The 15,486-nt window shown below is 68.0% G+C and carries 16 protein-coding genes; 5 read left to right on the plus strand and 11 right to left on the minus strand.

The features are described 5' to 3' along the window. Window positions 1–92: 92 nt before the first annotated feature. Window positions 93–491, minus strand: a complete 399-nt coding sequence (locus IB278_RS03795; protein WP_192322666.1) for a helicase SNF2 — start codon at window positions 489–491, stop codon at window positions 93–95. A 331-nt stretch (window positions 492–822) separates the two neighbouring features. Between IB278_RS03795 and IB278_RS03800 the strand changes: the two genes are divergently transcribed. Then, a complete protein-coding gene (locus tag IB278_RS03800; RefSeq protein WP_192322667.1) occupies window positions 823–1,674 on the plus strand; it encodes a PA4780 family RIO1-like protein kinase in 852 nt (283 codons plus the stop codon). An 18-nt stretch (window positions 1,675–1,692) separates the two neighbouring features. Here the strand turns inward: IB278_RS03800 and IB278_RS03805 are convergent, their stop codons facing one another. Further along, window positions 1,693–2,034 (minus strand): DUF1090 family protein, encoded by a 342-nt coding sequence (locus tag IB278_RS03805; RefSeq protein ID WP_225612705.1) that lies wholly within the window; start codon window positions 2,032–2,034, stop codon window positions 1,693–1,695. A 105-nt stretch (window positions 2,035–2,139) separates the two neighbouring features. After that, window positions 2,140–3,498, minus strand: coding sequence for a homoserine dehydrogenase (locus IB278_RS03810; RefSeq protein ID WP_192322668.1), 1,359 nt, complete (start codon window positions 3,496–3,498; stop codon window positions 2,140–2,142). A gap of 390 nt (window positions 3,499–3,888) precedes the next feature. On the opposite strand from IB278_RS03810, the gene IB278_RS03815 reads away from it, so the two are divergent. Then, window positions 3,889–4,293 (plus strand): hypothetical protein, encoded by a 405-nt coding sequence (locus IB278_RS03815; RefSeq protein WP_047784726.1) that lies wholly within the window; start codon window positions 3,889–3,891, stop codon window positions 4,291–4,293. A 24-nt stretch (window positions 4,294–4,317) separates the two neighbouring features. Here IB278_RS03815 and ybaL read toward each other — a convergent pair whose 3' ends face one another. The 3 genes from ybaL to phbB all read right to left on the minus strand — a co-directional run bounded on the left by ybaL (window position 4,318) and on the right by phbB (window position 8,278). Further along, a complete protein-coding gene (ybaL, locus tag IB278_RS03820) occupies window positions 4,318–6,021 on the minus strand; it encodes a YbaL family putative K(+) efflux transporter (protein WP_192322669.1) in 1,704 nt (567 codons plus the stop codon). Between the two features lie 50 nt (window positions 6,022–6,071). Then, entirely contained in the window at window positions 6,072–7,415 is a 1,344-nt protein-coding gene (locus IB278_RS03825) for a dicarboxylate/amino acid:cation symporter (protein ID WP_192322670.1), read from the minus strand. Between the two features lie 125 nt (window positions 7,416–7,540). Further along, window positions 7,541–8,278: an acetoacetyl-CoA reductase gene (gene phbB / locus IB278_RS03830; protein ID WP_145743262.1), complete on the minus strand. Its 738-nt coding sequence runs from the start codon at window positions 8,276–8,278 to the stop codon at window positions 7,541–7,543. 224 nt (window positions 8,279–8,502) lie between these two features. On the opposite strand from phbB, the gene IB278_RS03835 reads away from it, so the two are divergent. Both IB278_RS03835 and IB278_RS03840 read left to right on the plus strand, forming a co-directional pair. Further along, on the plus strand, window positions 8,503–9,021 hold the full coding sequence (locus IB278_RS03835) for a CinA family protein (protein WP_145743260.1): 519 nt from the start codon (window positions 8,503–8,505) through the stop codon (window positions 9,019–9,021). Between the two features lie 14 nt (window positions 9,022–9,035). After that, on the plus strand, window positions 9,036–9,284 hold the full coding sequence (locus tag IB278_RS03840; protein WP_145743258.1) for a toxin-antitoxin system YwqK family antitoxin: 249 nt from the start codon (window positions 9,036–9,038) through the stop codon (window positions 9,282–9,284). Between the two features lie 90 nt (window positions 9,285–9,374). On the opposite strand, the gene IB278_RS03845 is transcribed toward IB278_RS03840, so the two are convergent. The 5 genes from IB278_RS03845 to IB278_RS03865 are packed head-to-tail and all read right to left on the minus strand — an operon-like array spanning window position 9,375 to window position 14,352. Beyond that, entirely contained in the window at window positions 9,375–10,379 is a 1,005-nt protein-coding gene (locus tag IB278_RS03845) for a tripartite tricarboxylate transporter substrate binding protein BugD (RefSeq protein WP_192322671.1), read from the minus strand. Further along, window positions 10,376–11,263, minus strand: coding sequence for an HpcH/HpaI aldolase/citrate lyase family protein (locus IB278_RS03850; protein ID WP_192322672.1), 888 nt, complete (start codon window positions 11,261–11,263; stop codon window positions 10,376–10,378). Before IB278_RS03850 ends, IB278_RS03845 begins: the two co-directional genes overlap by 4 nt. Further along, window positions 11,260–12,441 carry a CaiB/BaiF CoA transferase family protein gene (locus IB278_RS03855; RefSeq protein ID WP_145743254.1) on the minus strand — a complete coding sequence of 394 codons (1,182 nt, stop codon included), beginning with the start codon at window positions 12,439–12,441 and terminating at the stop codon, window positions 11,260–11,262. The genes IB278_RS03850 and IB278_RS03855 overlap by 4 nt, the downstream gene beginning before the upstream one ends. Before the next feature lie 19 nt (window positions 12,442–12,460). After that, window positions 12,461–13,369: a MaoC family dehydratase N-terminal domain-containing protein gene (locus tag IB278_RS03860; RefSeq protein ID WP_192322673.1), complete on the minus strand. Its 909-nt coding sequence runs from the start codon at window positions 13,367–13,369 to the stop codon at window positions 12,461–12,463. Window positions 13,370–13,377: 8 nt separating this feature from the next. Next, entirely contained in the window at window positions 13,378–14,352 is a 975-nt protein-coding gene (locus IB278_RS03865) for a tripartite tricarboxylate transporter substrate binding protein (protein WP_192322674.1), read from the minus strand. Window positions 14,353–14,469: 117 nt separating this feature from the next. On the opposite strand from IB278_RS03865, the gene IB278_RS03870 reads away from it, so the two are divergent. Further along, entirely contained in the window at window positions 14,470–15,381 is a 912-nt protein-coding gene (locus tag IB278_RS03870; protein WP_192322675.1) for a LysR family transcriptional regulator, read from the plus strand. Window positions 15,382–15,486: the final 105 nt, after the last annotated feature.

Raw genomic sequence — 15,486 nt, forward strand, 5'->3', positions numbered from 1 at the left:
CAACCTTACATCGGCGCAAAAAAACCAGGCCCGCTTTCGCAGGCCCGGCCTTCTTTCTCGTACCCGCATCCTTGCGGACGGGTTGCTTGCAACTACAGCGGCAGCGCATTGCCGCGTGCGGCGGCATAGGCTTCGGCCCGCACCGTCGCGCGGTCCACCGCACCGGCGACGACCGGCGCCGTGCCCGACGAGGCACCTTCGGCGTACGGGTCGGGCGCGCGGGCAGCGGCCACCGCTTCGGCACGCACGGCATCGCGGCTGTTCATGGCAACCGGCGGATAGATCGGGCCGGCATCCGCACCCGTGGCATAGGGATCGCCCGTGTGCGCGGCCACCACGGCCCCGGCGGCCACATTGGCGCGGCTCTCGGCGGAGGTCGGGGGATGGACGCCTTCATAGGTTTCGGCATGGGCGGCGCCGGCGGCGGCCGCGAGGGCCACTGCGGCGGCGCAGAGAAGCCTGGCGCCGTGTCTGGAGCTGGAGAGGGTCATTCGGGTTTCCTTCGATTCAATGAATGGATGGAGGGAGGCTGCGAACCGTTCTTGCTTTTTTTGGGCCGGTCCGTGAAATCAATTTTGCGACGGCATCCAGGTACAACCTCATGCCGCACGCAATCCCGGCAATCGCGACGTGGAAACAGCCGGCCGCGCTTTGAAGCGATGCGCGAAAGCTGCTAGCGGCCGGCTTGCGCTGCGCACCACTTCACGGAGCACGGCAAGGCCCTTTGCGCAACGCAGGCATGATCGGGGTCTACCAGATCGGCCCGGAAAGCCTGAGGGCCTTCCTCTCGACCCGCCCGCTGGACCCGACGGAGCGGTACCAATGAAAGCACCACCACGACTGCAGTCGCTGGTCGACGAAGGCCTGATCGACACGGTGGTCCGCCAGCTGATGAGCGGCAAGGAAGCCATGGTCTACGTGGTGCGCTGCGGCGAGGAGACGCGCTGCGCCAAGGTCTACAAGGAAGCCGACAAGCGCAGCTTCCGCCAGGCCGTCGACTACACCGAGAATCGCCGCGTGCGCAATTCGCGCGAGACGCGCGCCATGGCCAAGGGCACGCGCTTCGGCCGCCAGGTGACCGAGGCCATCTGGCAAAGCGCCGAGGTCGATGCGCTCTATCGCCTGGCGGCGGCCGGCGTGCGGGTGCCCGTTCCCTATAACTTCCTCGAGGGCGTGCTGCTGATGGAGCTGGTGACCGATGCCAACGGCGATGCGGCGCCGCGGCTCAACGACGTGGCGTTCACGCAGGGCGAAGCCGTGCAGCACCACGCCAGCCTGCTGAAGGAAGTGGTGCGCATGCTGTGCGCGGGCGTGGTGCACGGCGACCTGTCGGAGTTCAACGTGCTGCTCGCGGCCGACGGCCCGGTGGTGATCGACCTGCCGCAGGCGGTGGATGCGGCCGGCAACAACCATGCGAAGCGCATGCTGCTGCGCGACGTGGAGAACCTGCGCAACTTCTTCGGCCAGTTCGCGCCGCAGCTGCTGGACACGCACTACGGCGACGAGATCTGGCACCTGTACGAGCGCGGCCTGCTGCGCGTCGAATCGGTGCTGAGCGGCACGCATGCGCGCGACACCGGCCCCGTCGACCTGGGCAACGTGCTGCGCGAGGTGGACGATGCGCGCGAAGAGGAAGCGGCGCGGCGCCTGCGCATGCAGCTGCCCAGGCTCTGACGCGCACCGGCGCGGCTGTCAGGGCCGCTCGTTCTTCAGCTCGCGCAGCTGCGCCTCGGCATGCTCGAGTTCGGCCCGCAGCGCGCGGATGTCGTGCTCCAGCTTGTCGATGCGCGCCGCGCGGCTTTGCGGCGGTTCGGACGCCCGGCAGCGCGCCCGCAGCGCGTCCAGGTTCTCGGCGAGCTGCCGGCGGCGCAGCATCTGGCCCCTGGAGCGGGCCAGGTCCATGTCGCGCTCCAGTGCGGCTTCTTCCGCTTCGCAGGATGAAGAAGCGGAAGATGCGCCCTCTCCCGTCTGCGCGGGTTGTGCGAATGCAGGCGAGGCCAGCGCCAGCATGACGAGCCAGCGCCAGGGCTTCATGTGCAGCTCCCGCCGTGCCCTCGACGGCAGCCATGCCAGGCGAAATCCATTGCAGCAACTCCCGTTCCATCGGCCGCGCCAACGCACGCCGTGCCGCATTCTGTCTCAGGCCAGCGTCTCCACGCACAAGGCGGTGAGCTTTCCCGCGACCGAAGGATGTGCCTGCAGGGCCTGCAGCGCCAAGTCCATCGTGCCCTGCCGCACCGGCTGCGTCAGCACCAGCAGCTGCGCGCCCATGCCGGGCTGCGCAGCCGCCAGCGCCACCTGCCGCACCGGCACCTGCTGCCCCGCCAGCCAGCCCGACACCGCCTCGACATGGCTCGCGGCACGCACGGGAATGCGCAGGTAGTGCGCGCAGCATGCCTCGGCGCGGGGCAGCACCGGCAATGCGCTCATCGCATGCGCATGAAAGCCCAGGTGCGGCACCCGCTGCGCGGCATGGGTGCCATCGAGCCGCGCCACGTCGACCAGGTCGGCAATCACCGCCGATGCGGTCTCTTCGGAGCCGGCGCCCGCGCCGTAGTACATCGTCACGCCGGACGCATCGCCCTTGACCATGACGGCATTCATCGACCCGTTCACATGCGCCATCAGGTGCGACGCGGGCACCAGCGCGGGCTGCACGCGCAGTTCCACGCCCTCCTCCCGGCGCCGCGCCAGGCCCAGCAGCTTGATGCGGTAGCCCAGCTGCTCGGCGCAGGCCACGTCCACCCGCTCGAGCGCCGTGATGCCTTGCACCTGCACGTCGGCAAGCCGCACGGCGGTGCCGAAGGCATTGGCGGCCAGCAGCGTGAGCTTGTGCGCAGCATCGATGCCCTCGATATCGAAGGCCGGATCGGCTTCGGCATAGCCGAGTGCCTGGGCCTGCGCGAGCGCCGCGGCGAAGTCCAGGCCTTCATCGCGCATCTTGCTCAGGATGAAGTTGGTGGTGCCGTTGATGATGCCCGCCACCCATTCGATGCGGTTGGCCGCGAGGCCCTCCCGCAGCGCCTTGACGATGGGAATGCTCACCGCCACCGCGCCCTCGTAGGCCACGGCCACGCCATGCCGCCGGGCCGCGGCAAAGATCTCGGCACCATGCACCGCGAGCAGGGCCTTGTTGGCCGTGACCACATGCTTGCCGTGCGCGATGGCGGCCAGCACCCATTCGCGCGCCGGACCGGTGCCGCCGGCCACTTCCACCACCACGTCGACGTCGGGCTGGGTGGCCACGCGCAGCGGGTCGTCCGTCAAGGGAATATCCCCGCCCACGACGGCGGCGGCGCGCACCAGGTTGCGCGCAGCCACCATCGCCAACTCGATGGGGCGGCCCGCCCGTCCCGCGATCTCGGCCTGGTTGCGCGCCAGCACCCGCAGCGTGCCGGAGCCGACGGTGCCGATGCCGATCATCCCCACGCGCAGCGCACGAATGGCCGCAGGAGGGCTGGGCAGGGGTTCGAGGGACTGGACAGGATCGCGGTACATGGACATCTCCGGATGAAAAACAAGAAACCCAGCTGCCAGAGCTGGGTTTCATTCATTCGGAGAAGAAGAGCGATACACCAGGTGGCTGCCGAAACGGCCACCTGCGCGTGCTCAGGTGACCGCGGTGGTAATGGTGGTAATCATTCGTGCAACCAATGACCCCTCCGCCCGCGCGCAGGCAGGCGGCATCATGCGGGCCATGGAGGCTGCGCAGACGGTGGCGGGGAAGAGATGGCACGGCATGAGGATGGGAGTGTACAAGAGCCCGGCCGGCCGGCGCCGCGACTGCCGCGCCAAACCTGCGGGAATACGGGGAGCAGGCCTACAGCGCCCCGCCGGCAGCAGGCCTAGTGTTGTGGGCAAAGAACTGCATCACCAGGAGGCAGCATCATGAAGAGTTTCGTCCTAGAGCCCCGCATGCGCTCGAGCATCGGCGGTGCCTTCTACCCCACAGGCTATTCGATGGTGATGTTTCCAAGCGCGGAAGACGCCAACCGCATTGGTCACAAACTGATTGAAAACGGCGTGAGCGGCGACGAGATCTACCTGCTTCCCGCGGCCACGATCCTGGAAGAAATCACCCCCACCGTGCGGGAAGCCGACGAGCCGCTGCCGTCGGCCGGAACCGACGCGGCCACCGTACGCGCCTACACCAAGCTCGCGCGCGAAGGCCACACCGGCCTCCTGGTCAGGACGAAGAACGAAGAGGCAGCCAACCACCTGATGGAGGTGGTGCGCACCGTGCCCTATTCGATCGCACAGCGCTATCGCACGCTGGTCATCGAAGACCTCTGAGACTTTTCTTCGGCCGAGGACGGCTCAGGCGGCCGCCGCCGCTGCGCGCCGCACCACGTCGCGCGCCATGGCCTGCGCCAGCTCCTGTTCGCCCAGGAAGACCGTGGCGGCCATCTCGCGCGTCAACAGCTGCGCTTCCTCTTCGTTGTGGCTGCGGATCACGGTTTCGATGGCCGGATTGAGGGTGCGGGCGGTCTCCATCATCTGCCGCACGTTCATGGTGTCTGGTATGGCCACCACCAGCACGCGGGCGCGCGCGATGTGCGCCTGGATCAGCACGGCCGGATCGGCCGCATCGCCCCAGACGGCCGCAACGCCGGCCTCGCGCAGCTTCTCCACCATTTCGCGGTTCTGCTCCGCCACCACGTAGGGAATGTCGTGCGCCTCCAGCTCGGACGCGATGCGGCGCCCGACGCGGCCGTAGCCCACGAGCACCACCTGGCTGGAGAGGTACCGGGCTGCGGTGGTGGTCGGCAGCTCGGCCAGCGGATGGTCGTGCGATTCGAGGCTGCGCGCCAGGGGGAAACGGCCGTGCAGCCATTTCTGCAGCGGCGCGATCAGGCTGAACCACAGCGGATTGGTGGCAATGGAAATCAGCGCGCCGGCCAGGATCAGGCTCTGGCCTTCCACCGGCAGCAGGCCGAGCGAGACGCCAAGGCCCGCAAGAATGAACGAGAACTCCCCGATCTGCGCGAGGCTCGCGCTCACGGTGAGCGCCGTGCCCAGCGGATAGCGGAACGCCAGCACCAGCGCGCAGGCGGCCAGCGACTTGCCCAGCACGATCACGCCCACCACTGCCAGCACCTGCAGCGGCCGTTCGATGAGCACCGAGGGATCGAAGAGCATGCCCACCGACACGAAGAACAGCACCGCGAAGGCATCGCGCAGCGGCAGCGACTCCTGCGCCGCGCGGTGGCTGAATTCCGATTCGCGCATCACCATGCCCGCAAAGAATGCACCGAGGGCGAACGACACGCCGAACAGCGCCGCCGAGGCGAAGGCGATGCTGACCGCGGCCGCGATCACGCACAGCGTAAACAGCTCGCGCGAGCCGGTGCGCGTGACCTGCCAGAGAATCCACGGGAACGCGCGCCGCCCCACCACCAGCATCAGCGCCACGAACCCGCCCACCTGCAGCAGCGTGACGCCGAGCGTCTGCCACAGCGGGTCGGCGGGGTTGGCCGAATTGCCGGCATGGCCGCCCAGGGCCCCTGCGAGCGGCGGCATCAGCACCAGGACCAGCACCATGGCCAGGTCCTCGACCACCAGCCAGCCGACCGCGATGCGCCCGGTGAACGAATCGAGAATGCCCAGGCTCTCGAGCGCGCGCAGCAGCACGACCGTGCTTGCCACCGACAGCGCCAGGCCGAAGACCAGCGCCTCGCCCCATGACCAGCCCCACCAGAGCGCCAGCACACCGCCCAGCAGTGTGGCCACCGCGATCTGCGCCAATGCGCCCGGCAGCGCGATCTTGCGCACCGCCAGCAGGTCGTCGAGCGAAAAATGCAGGCCCACGCCGAACATCAGCAGCATCACGCCGATCTCGGCCAGCTGTGCCGCAATGCCCGCGTCCGCCACGAAGCCCGGCGTGAAGGGCCCGATGATCACGCCCGCGAGCAGGTAGCCCACCAGGGCCGGCAGCCGCAGCCGCAGCGCCAGGAAACCCAGCACGAGCGCCAGTCCCAGGCCGGCGGCAATCGTGTTGATCAGGGAAACGCTGTGGGGCATTGCTCCATTTTGCAGGAACGATGCGCCCCTCTGGTTTCACACGGGCATCGTCAGTCGGCCATCTTGCTGATGCGCGCGGCTTCGAGCACTTCGGGCTCCTGCGACTCCACCCAGCTCTCGTTGTTGAGCCCGGCGTGCAGCCGCTCGGTGTCGAGCTCGTTGGTCCACTTGGCCACCACGATGGTGGCCACGCCGTTGCCGATCAGGTTGGTCAGCGCGCGGGCTTCCGACATGAAGCGGTCGATGCCCAGGATCAGCGCCAGGCCCGCCACCGGCACGTGGCCCACGGCCGAGAGCGTGGCCGCCAGCACGATGAAGCCGCTGCCCGTGACGCCCGCCGCGCCCTTGGAGGTGAGCAGCAGCACGGCCAGCAGCGTGATCTCCTGGGTCAGCGTCATCGGCGTGTTGGTGGCCTGCGCAATGAACACGGCCGCCATCGTCAGGTAGATGGAGGTGCCGTCGAGGTTGAACGAATAGCCGGTGGGAATCACCAGGCCCACGCAGGTCTTGTTGGCGCCCAGGTTCTCCATCTTCTCCATCATGCGCGGCAGCACCGATTCGCTCGACGAGGTGCCCAGCACGATCAGCAGCTCTTCCTTGATGTACTTGATGAACTTCCAGATGCTGAAGCCATGGAAGCGCGCTATGAGCCCGAGCACCACGAAGATGAACAGCAGGCAGGTCAGGTAGAAGGTGCCCATCAGCTTGCCGAGCGAGAACAGGCTGCCCAGCCCGTACTTGCCGATGGTGAAGGCCATGGCGCCGAAGGCGCCGATGGGCGCCAGCTTCATGATGTAGCCCACGATCACGAAGAGCACGTGAGAGCCCTTCTCGATCACGTCGAACACCAGCGTGCCGCGCCCGCCGAAACGGTGCAGCGCAAAGCCGAACAGCACCGCGATCAGCAGCACCTGAAGGATCTCGCCCTTGGCGAAGGCGTCGACCAGCGTGCTCGGGATCACATTGAGCAGGAAGTCGACCGTGCCCGTCATCTTGCCCGGACCGGTATAGGACGCGAGCGCCTTGGTGTCGAGCGTCGACGGGTCGATGTTCATGCCCGCGCCGGGCTTGAGCAGGTTGACCAGCACGAGCCCCACCACCAGCGCGATGGAGCTCACGATCTCGAAGTACAAAAGCGCCAGGCCGCCGGTCTTGCCGACCTTCTTCATGTCTTCCATGCCGGCGATGCCCACCACCACCGTGCAGAAGATGATCGGCGCGATGATCATCTTGATGAGCTTGATGAAGCCGTCGCCCAGCGGCTTCATGGCCTCGCCGAGCGCGGGCTGGAAGTGGCCGAGCAGCACGCCGATGATCACCGCCGCGATCACCTGCACGTAGAGCGAACGATAGAGCGGGAGCTTTCTGGTGGGTGTGATTGTTGTGTCTGCCATGTTGCCTCCGGAGGGGTTGGAAACTGTAGAACCGAATCGAAAGCTTCTCATACGTAGAAGCCACATCGCAGAAATGAAAAAACCCGCCTCGGCGGGTCTTTTCGATCAGCTTCCCGTCAGCATGATCAGTGCATGTGCAGGCCGCCGTTGACCGAGAAGTCGGCCCCTGTGCTGTAGCCGCCCTCGTCCGTAGCGAGCCACGAGATGATGGAGGCAATTTCGCTCGGCTCGCCCAGGCGCTTGACCGGGATGGTGGCCACGATCTTGTCGAGCACTTCCTGGCGGATGGCCCTGACCATGTCGGTGCCGATGTAGCCCGGGCTCACGGTGTTGACCGTGACGCCCTTGCTCGCCAGTTCCTGCGCCAGCGCCATCGTGAAGCCGTGCATGCCGGCCTTGGCCGCCGAATAGTTGGTCTGCCCCGCCTGGCCCTTGGCGCCGTTGACCGAGCTGATGTTGATGATGCGGCCCCAGCCCTTCTCGACCATGTCGCCCACCACCTGCTTGGTGACGTTGAACATGCTGTTGAGATTGGTCTCGATGACCGCGCTCCAGTCCTCGGGCGTCATTTTCAGGAACATGCGGTCCCGCGTGATGCCGGCGTTGTTGACCAGCACGTCGATCGGGCCGTGCGCTGCCTTGGCGGCGGAAAAGGCCTCGACGGTGGATTGCCAGTCGCCGACATTGCCGACCGAGGCGTGGAACTCGAAGCCCAGGGCCTTCTGCTCGGCCAGCCATTTGGCATGGTCGCGCGTGGGGCCGCAGCCTGCGACGACAGTGAAGCCGTCCTTGTGAAGGCGCTGGCAGATGGCTGTTCCGATGCCACCCATGCCTCCGGTGACATATGCAACTTTCTTGCTCATGAATTTTTCCTTGATGTATGCGAAAAGCCTGAACGGCCGCCTTCACTCTAGCGAGTTTCAAGCCGTCGAACTCTGAGGAAAACACTGAGCCGAGCTTGCAACCAGCTGTCACGGCACGGCCGCATGTGCAACCATATTGCATAAGTCCGTACCGTCCCCACACACCCCTATTGCTTCCAAGGAGTTCGAAAGTATGAATTTCGGAATCGCCAGGCGGCGTCCCCATGTCTGACGGCGCCGGCCTCGAGCCGCTTTCCATCCTCGCCGGCCGTGTCGGCGCCGTCCTCCGCGAGCGGCGCCAGACGGTGGCGGTGGCCGAATCCTCGGCCGGCGGCCTCGTGTCGGCTGCCCTGCTCGCCATCCCGGGCGCGTCGGCTTTTTTTCTCGGCGGCGCGGTCGTCTACTCGCGCCGGGCCGCAAAAGCGCTGCTGGGCCTGGGGGCCGAAGACATGGCGGGCATGCGCGCGGAAACCGAACCCTATGCCAGCTTCATTGCAGGCAGGATCCGGGACAGCCACCGCGCCACCTGGGGCATTGCCGAGAGCGGCGCGGCCGGCCCTTCCGGCAGCCCCTACGGCGACGCGCCAGGGCATGTGTGCCTGGCCATCGCCGGAGAGGCTGCGGCGAGCAGGACGATCGAAACCGCCCATGCGGACCGCGCGTCGAACATGGACGCCTTTGCGCGGCAGCTGCTCCTGCTGTTCGATGAGACGCTGCGGGCCCATTCAGGAACGTCTGGCTGAACCACGAGGCGCCGATGAAGAAACCGACCACCCAACCTCATGTGCAATACCACAAGGACGGCAGCGTCTGGGCGCGCGGGCAGAAGACGCCCGAGGGTGTCCTGACGGGCTATTGGGAATGGTTCCGCAGCGACGGAACCCGGATGCGCTCCGGCCATTTCGAGAACGGCGAACAGACCGGCGAATGGACGACGTACGACAAGGAAGGCGCCGTGTACAAGGTCACGCGCATGAAGCCGAAGAAGCCGCCGACCGGCGCTTGAGCCTCCGTCTGCGGCCGGCGTGTCTGGTCAGCGGTATCCGGCCCGCCGTGGGCCAGGGAGCCCGGGCGGACCGAGGATCGCTCAGCCGTGCTAATCCGCCTGCACCCCCGCCGCCTTGATCACCTTCCCCCACTTCTCGGTCTCGGCCGCCAGGTGGGTGCGCAGCGCTTCGGGGGTCACCTTGTCCATGGGGACCGCCTCGGTGCTCAGTTCGGCGAAGCGGTGCTTGACCATGTCGTCCTGCAGCGCAGCGCGCAGGGCCTTGTTGAGCTTCTCCATCACGGCCGGCGGCGTGCCCTTGGGCGCGTAGATGCCGTGCCACACCTTCACGTCGAAACCCTTCAGGCCCTGCTCGTCGAGCGTGGGGATGTCCGGCATGCTGGACAGGCGCTTGGACGTGGTCACGCCGAACACCTTGACGCGGTTGCCGTCCTTGATGACCGGTGCGGTCTGGGTGGTCTGGTCGCACAGCAGATCGACCTGCCCGCCCATCAGATCGTTGAGCGCCGGGCCGGCGCCCTTGTAGGGCACGGTGGTGAGCTGCACCCCGATCTGGTGCGCCAGCAGCATGCCGCACAGCTGCGACACCGCGCCGATGCCGGCGTTGGCGAGCGTCACCTTGTCCTTGTTGGCCTTCACGTAGGCCAGCAGTTCCTGAAAATTGTTGGCCGGAAAATCCTTGCGCGAGAGCAGGGTCATGGGCACGTCCATCACCTGGCCCACGTATTCGAAGTCCTTCAGCGGGTCGTAGCTGAGCTTCTTGTAGAGCGCGGGCGCGGTGGCCATGCCCATGTGGTGGATCAGGATGGTGTAGCCGTTTGGCGCCGCCTTGGCCACGCGCGCGGGCGCAATGGTGCCGCCCGCGCCCACGGTGTTCTCGACGATCACGGTCTGGCCGAGCGACTTGCCCATGGGAATCGCGAGCATGCGCGCGACCACGTCGGTGGGGCCGCCGGCCGAATACGGCACCACCATGGTGATGGGCTTTTCCGGCCAGGGCGCCTGTGCGGCGGCCGGCGTTTGCGCGGCCAGCAGGCCTGCGCCCAATGCCGCGGCCAGCAGGGTGCGGGCCTTCCAGTTCTTCTTCAGATTCATCGGGTTGTCTCCTGGGTTGTTGGATGTGTGTCTTGTTCTGCGGCGAGCGCCAGCAGCCGTTCGGCCAGGCGAACCACCGGCGCATCGACCATGCGTCCGTCGAGGCTGGCCACGCCGCCGCCGGCCGACCGCACGGCCTCGATCACGCGGCGCGCCCATGCGAGCTCGCCGGCGCTCGGCCCGAGCGCCGCCTGCACCGGCGCGACCTGGTCGGGGTGGATGCACAGCTTGGCGCCGAAGCCGCCGCGCCGTGCGCGCGCCGTGTCGGCGGCCAGGCGCTGCGTGTCGCGCCAGTCGGCCGTCACGCCGTCGACGGGCGCGGGCAGGCCGGCGCGGCGCGAGGCCAACAGCAGCGCGAGGCGCACCGGCACGAGTTCAGCCTCGTCCGCATCGCAGGCCAGCCCGACATCAGCCTGGAAATCCAGGTTGCCGAAGGCGAGCCGCAGCACCTGTGGCACTGCCGCGAGTTCATCGACTGCCGCAAGCCCGGCGGCCGATTCGACGAGCGGCACGAGCAATCCGTTCGGGCCGACGACTTCGGCCAGCCGCCGCAGGTCGCTGTCCCGCTCCGCCTTGGGCAGCACCACGCCCACGGCCAGCCCTTGCGAGACCAGCCCGGCCACGGCCGCGCGGTCGTCCTCGTGCCAGGGGGTGCCTGCGGCATTGATGCGCACCAGCAGGCGCTGCCGGCCGGCCGCGGGCAGCGCGGCGAACGAGGCCGCGAGGCCTTCGCGCGCCGCAGCCTTTCGTTCGGGCGCCACCGCGTCCTCCAGGTCCACGATCACCGCGCCCGCACCGGTGGCCAGCGCGCGCGCATGGCGTTCAGGCCGGTCGGCCGGCACGAAGAGAAAGGCGCGGGCCAGCGCGAGCGCTGCCGTGCTCACACCGCGCCCGCCTCGCGCAGCGCCGCAATGTCCGCCTCGCTGCGGCCGAGGCTGCGCAGGATGGCGTCGGTGTGCTGGCCGACCGCCGGTATCGCGTCCATGCGGTAGTCGAAGGCGCTCTGGCGGCCGGCCGGCAGCAGCGCCGGAATGTCGCCGGCCGGCGAGCCCACCTGCCGCCAGCGCTCGCGCGCCTGCAGCTGCGGATGCGCCCACAGCCCGGCCATGTCGTTCATGCGTGCGTTGGCGATCTGCGCCGCATCGAGGCGCTCGACCACCTGCGCAGTGCCGATCGCGGCAAAGGTCTCCACGATGATCGCGCGCAGCGCGTCCCGGTGCTCGTTGCGCCGTGCGTTGCTGTCGAAGCGCACGTCGGTCGCGAGCCCCGCCTGCAACAGCACCTTCTCGCAGAACACGCGCCATTCGCGCTCGTTCTGCAGGCCCAGCATCACCGTGCCGCCGTCGCCCGCGGGAAACGGACCGTAGGGATAGATGGTGGCGTGCGATGCGGCGCTGCGCGGCGGCGGCGGCGCGCCGTCGTAGGCGTAGTACATCGGGTAGCCCATCCACTCGGCGAGCGATTCGAGCATCGACACATCGATGTGCGAGCCCTTGCCGGTCTTGCCGCGCTGGAGCAGCGCCGCAAGGATGCCGGTGTAGGCGTACATGCCCGCCGCGATGTCGGCAATGGAATTGCCCGACTTGCACGGATCGTCCGGCGTGCCCGTGACCGAGAGAAAACCCGCCTCGCTCTGGATCAGCAGGTCGTAGGCCTTCTTGTCGCGGTACGGGCCGTCGTCGCCATAGCCCGAGATGTCGCAGACGATGAGCCGCGGATGCATTGCCTGCAGCGCCTCGGCGCCCAGGCCCATGCGCGCGGCGGCGCCCGGCGCGAGGTTCTGCACCAGCACGTCGGCATCGGCCACCAGCTCCTGCAGCACCGCGAGCGCGGCGGGCTGCTTGAGGTCGAGCGTGAGGCTTTCCTTGGAGCGGTTCACCCACACGAAGTGCGAGGCCTCGCCGCCCACGCGTGCATCGTAGGCGCGCGCGAAATCGCCGGCGCCGGGGCGCTCCACCTTGATGACGCGGGCGCCGAGGTCGGCCAGCTGCCGGGTGCAGAAAGGCGCGGCGATCGCGTGTTCGAGCGAAACCACGGTGATGCCGTCGAGAGGTCTTGTCATGGGCTTGTTTTCCAGTTTTTCATGCGAGCACGGCCGTGGCCTGCATCGTGAGCCAGCCGTCGGCGTCCTCGCCCCAGAGGCTGAAGGTCTTGCCGTCCGTGCTGCCTTCGGCCGGCTTGCCATGCACGCGGAACGGCGCGGTGTCGAAGGTCGGCCGCACGGCACGGAACTCGAAGCGCGCGAGTTGCGCGCCCGGCACGTTGCGGCGCAGCAGGTCGACCAGCAGCGTGGCGATCAGCGGCCCGTGCACGATCAGGCCCGGATAGCCCTCGACCTGCGTCACGTAGCGGCGGTCGTAGTGGATGCGGTGGCCGTTGAAGGTCAGCGCCGAATAGCGGAACAGCAGCACGTCGTCGGGCACGATCTCGCGGCTGAAGGCGGCGTCCTTCGGCGCCGGCGTGGGCGGCGGCGCCTTCTCGCCGGGCGCGGCCGCGGCGCGGTAGACGATGTCGTGCTCCTCGGTCAGCGCGAGGCCGCGTTCGTTGCGCACTTCATGGCGCACCAGCACGAACATCAGCTCGCCGGTGCGGCCGGCCTTGTGGGTGACCGAAGCGATGGTCGAGGTGCGCTCGGCCCTGTCGCCGACCTGCAGCGGGTTGCCCTGCTCCCACCTCAGCCGTCCGCCGGCCCACATGCGGCGCGGCAGCGGCACGGGCGGCAGGAAGCCGCCGCGCTTCGCATGGCCGTCCTCGCCGATCTCGGACTGCCGATGGTGCGGCAGGAAGTAGAGCCAGTGCCAGAGCTCGGGCAGGCGCGTGCCGGCGGCGGGCGGCGCGTCGTCGCGGTCGAGCGTGGCCGAGAGCGCGCGCACGGGGGCCGCGGTGATGTCGTCGGCCAGCGTCTCGCTGCGGCCCTGCCAGGCCTGCAGCCTTGCCAGCATGCCGGCATCGATCGCGCCGGAGGGTTTTTCCTGCTCGGTGTTGGTCATGGGTTCCTTCAGTCGACCGCTGCGCCGGAGGCCTTGACGATGCGCGCCCACTTGGCGAGGTCGTCCTGCAGCAGTTTCGAGAATTGATCGGGCGTGGTGGGCGCCGCGATCTCGACGCCCTGCTGTTCGAGCTTGTCGCGCAGCTCCTTCGCGGCCAGCGCCTTGCGCGTGGCGTCCTGCAGCATGGCCAGCACCTCGAGAGGCACGCCCGCGGGCGCGAACAGGCCGATCCAGAGCGTGCCGTTGTAGCCCGGCACCGCCTCGGCAATGGCGGGTACGTCGGGCAGCACCGGCGAGCGCTTCTCGCCGCTCACGGCCAGCGCGCGCAGCTTGCCGGCCTTGATGTGCGAGAGCGCCGAGGGCAGGCTCGCGAACACGATCGGCAGCTGCCCGCCCAACACGTCGTTGAGCGCGGGCGCCACGCCCTTGTACGGCACGTGCTGCATCGAGATGCCGGCCATGCTGTTGAGCATTTCACCCAGCAGGTGGTTGAGCGTGCCGTTGCCGGCCGAGGCGTACTGGTAGTTGGCGCCCTTCTGCCGCGCGAGCTTCAGGAATTCGTTGAAGTCCCTGGCGGGAAACGAGGGATGCACCAGCAGCACGTTGGGCACCGCGCCGACCAGGCCGACGGGCTTGAAGTCCTTCACCGGATCGAAGCCCGGGTTCTTGTAGAGCGCCGGGTTGATGGCCTGGCTGCTGCTGATGGTCATGAGCAGCGTGTAGCCGTCCTTCGGCCCCTTGGCGACCAGCTGCGTGCCGATGTTGCCACCCGCGCCCGGCCGGTTGTCGACCACCACGCTGGCATTCATCAGCTCACCGAGCTTCTGGCCCACGAGGCGGCCCACGATGTCGTTGGTGCCGCCCGCGGCCTGCGGCACGACCAGCGTGACGGGGCGCGAGGGGTAGGGCTGCGCGGCAGCCGGAACCGCAGTGCAGAGCGCTGCCGCGGCAAGGGAAAGAAGCGCCAGTGCGCGGAATTTCATTGTCTTTGTCTCCATGTCCGCATGGTGTTCTGCCGTGGCAGTGCGCGCAATCTGCGATTTCGGAAGCCAGCCTTCTGAGATACCGAAGGCTTGGGCTTTCGGCTTTACGATGGCGCCATGCTTTTCGACTTGACGGATCTGCGCCTCTTCGTTGCCACGGCCGAGCTCGGCAACCTCACGCGCGCGGCCGAACGGCAGCATCTGTCGCTTGCGGCGGCCAGCGCGCGGATCAAGGCGCTCGAAAACCAGGCCGGGCTGCAGCTGCTGCAGCGCGAAGCCCGCGGCGTGCGCCTGCTGCCGCCGGGAGAAGCCTTCCTGCACCACGCGCGCCTCGTGCTGCACCAGACCGAGCAGCTGCGCGCCGACCTGCTCGAATACGGCGGCGGGCTGCGCGGCCATCTGCGCGTGTTCGCCAACACCACGGCCGTGACCGATTTCCTGCCTGAAATCCTGCCGGGCTTTCTTGCACGCAACCCGCGCATCAATGTCGACCTTCAGGAAAAACCGAATGCTCAGATCCCGCGCGGCGTGCTCGACGGCCGCGCCGACATCGGCATCGTGGCGGGCCGCGTCGACACGCTGGGCCTGGAGGCGATCCACTTCAGCACCGACCGGCTGGTGCTCGTCACCTCGCGCCAGCACCGCTTTGCGAAGCGCCGCAGGATTTCATTCGCGGAAACGCTCGACGAAGACGCGATCGGCATGCAGCAAGGCAGCACCTTGCAGACCTTTCTGGCGCAGATCACCGACAACCTCGGCAAGCGGCAGAAGCTGCGCATCCAGCTCGGCAGCTTCGACGCCATGTGCCGGATGATCGGCAGCGGCGTGGGCATCGGCGTGGTGCCGGAGTCGGCCGCGCGGCGCAACCAGGAAAGCATGCAGCTCGCGCTGATCGATCTCGGCGATGCGTGGTGCGTACGGGAGCGCTACCTGCTGGTGCGCGACCGGGCCGCCCTGCCGATCTACGCACAGGCGCTGGTCGAGACGCTGTGCCAGCACTACGCGGGCGAGCAGGCCGCCGTCGATTGAGCGCCCAAAAACAAGGACTTGCGGGCGAATTGTGAAGAAGTCGCCGCCGTCCCCAGTTTCCGTGGACAACTTTGGGGATAACTGATGTTCTTCCTTGTAAAGGTG

This window comes from Variovorax sp. VRV01 (genome assembly GCF_014852545.1).
Classification (GTDB): Bacteria; Pseudomonadota; Gammaproteobacteria; order Burkholderiales; family Burkholderiaceae_C; genus Variovorax; species Variovorax beijingensis_A.